Raw genomic sequence first — 1,768 nt, forward strand, 5'->3', positions numbered from 1 at the left:
CATTTTCCCAATGTTATCAGCTCTTCCAGGGCGAAAACTATCCCCAATTGCTGTGGATGAAATTTAGGCTATTTTGTACGCCCTAGCTTACGTGAATCTCGGCCCTTTGCGGCTACCTGAAACAGTGGAATTTTCCTATGATGGGTACATAGAGAGCAGGATGCTCCAAATAATAAGAATAAGAAAATCGCACACGGATCGGCAGGTACGACAGGAGTTATACCGAGCGAACCAATACGAAAAACCCTGGCAGGATGCCGGGGTTTTTTATTACTTAAATATCTATAACGTAGTATTGATCTGATAGCGTGTATTACGTCCGCCACCTTCCAATTTAATGATACATTTTTTCTCAAGTAAGTCTGATAAATGGCGAGTAGCTGTCGCCTTACTGATTTTAGCAACCTTTTGATATTGTGACGCACTGATACCATGTTCAAAGCCATTTTCGCCACCGTCTAATAAACGATTTAGGACTTTGCGTTGTTCTTCATTCAGGGCTAAATTTGAATACTTATGCCAAAATTGACTTTTAAATAATATTCGATTGATCTGCGCTAAGGTTTTTTCAAGGCTATCATTCAATGTATCTAGAAACCAAACTAGCCAATCTGTGATATCAGAATCATTTTTTTGAGTTTGTTCTAATATCTCATAGTAACTTTTACGCTTATTCAATATCGTAGTAGACATTGCGTACAAACGGATGCTCTGTTCATCCATTTGAGCTAAAGCAAGGTCTGTAAGTATGCGTGTAATACGTCCATTACCATCATCAAAAGGATGTAGGGTAACAAACCATAAATGGGTAATGCCTGCACGTAATAGAGGATCAAGCAATGAATCATTCAGACTCTGATTAAACCACGCTATGAAGGTATTTAAGCGTTCTTCTAAGCCTTCTCTTGGCGGTGCTTCAAAATGTACTTTAGGGTAATCCAATCGACCTGAAACGACCTGCATAGGCTCTGATCCTCGAAGTTGACCAATGCGTAAACGTTGCATTGTCCAATCTGGGTCATTGAAAAGCCAACGATGCCATTGCATGAGACGCTCAACAGTCAGTGGTTGCTTAACATCGTTCAGCGCATCTAGCATGATATTAGCTAAACCTTCTGATCGATCTGAGCTTGGATAAGGCTGTTCAAGTGTGACACCTAAACGTTGAGCTAGAGATGATCGCAATGAAAAAACATTGATCGTTTCGTTTTCAATTGCAGATGAAGCAACAAGATTTGCAAGTAGAGTATCTAGGGTAAACTGTTCTTTTGCTAAATCATGCTGACTTTGCCCGAGAAGAATCCCTATTTTTTGATGTATCTGTCTGGTTTTAGGCAAGATAATTGAATCTAGCCATGTAAAATTTGTCCAGTTTTCAGCTTGCCAGATCCATTCCTGCATTTTCAATCGCTCATCTAAAATTTCAGATGAGTTGAATATAGCATCTATTCGGCTCATATTGTGAGTCGAATAAAATAATTAATTAGCTCACTTTATCTAGGACATTTCTACTTGGGAATAACATCGTTTTTAAATATTATTATTTATCAAATAGTTAAACCAATTAATCCAAAACCAAAAAGTTTAAAAAACACACGTTTTAACAACTCGTGTGTTTTTTAAACAGGTTTGTCATTTTTTACCAATAGAATCGGTTGAAAAACGCTCAATTTTGGCATTTTCCCAATGTTATCAGCTCTTCCAGGGCGAAAACTATCCCCAATTGCTGTGGATGAAATTTAGGCTATTTTGTACGCCCTAGCTTACG

The 1,768-nt window shown here is 38.2% G+C and carries 1 protein-coding gene; it reads right to left on the reverse strand.

Annotation, left to right across the window (positions count from 1 at the left end):
- Positions 1–282 precede the first annotated feature (282 nt).
- Positions 283–1,401, reverse strand: a complete 1,119-nt coding sequence (locus tag ACE01R_RS17715; protein WP_395552795.1) for a Fic family protein — start codon at positions 1,399–1,401, stop codon at positions 283–285.
- Positions 1,402–1,768 lie beyond the last annotated feature (367 nt).

The sequence above is a fragment of the Acinetobacter sp. BSP-28 genome (assembly GCF_044130285.1).
Taxonomy (GTDB): domain Bacteria; phylum Pseudomonadota; class Gammaproteobacteria; order Pseudomonadales; family Moraxellaceae; genus Acinetobacter.

Coding starts and splice junctions, on each gene's coding strand:
- ACE01R_RS17715 (WP_395552795.1), bottom strand. CDS start 1,401: ATGCAGGAATGGATCTGGCAAGCTGAAAACTGGACAAATTTTACATGG.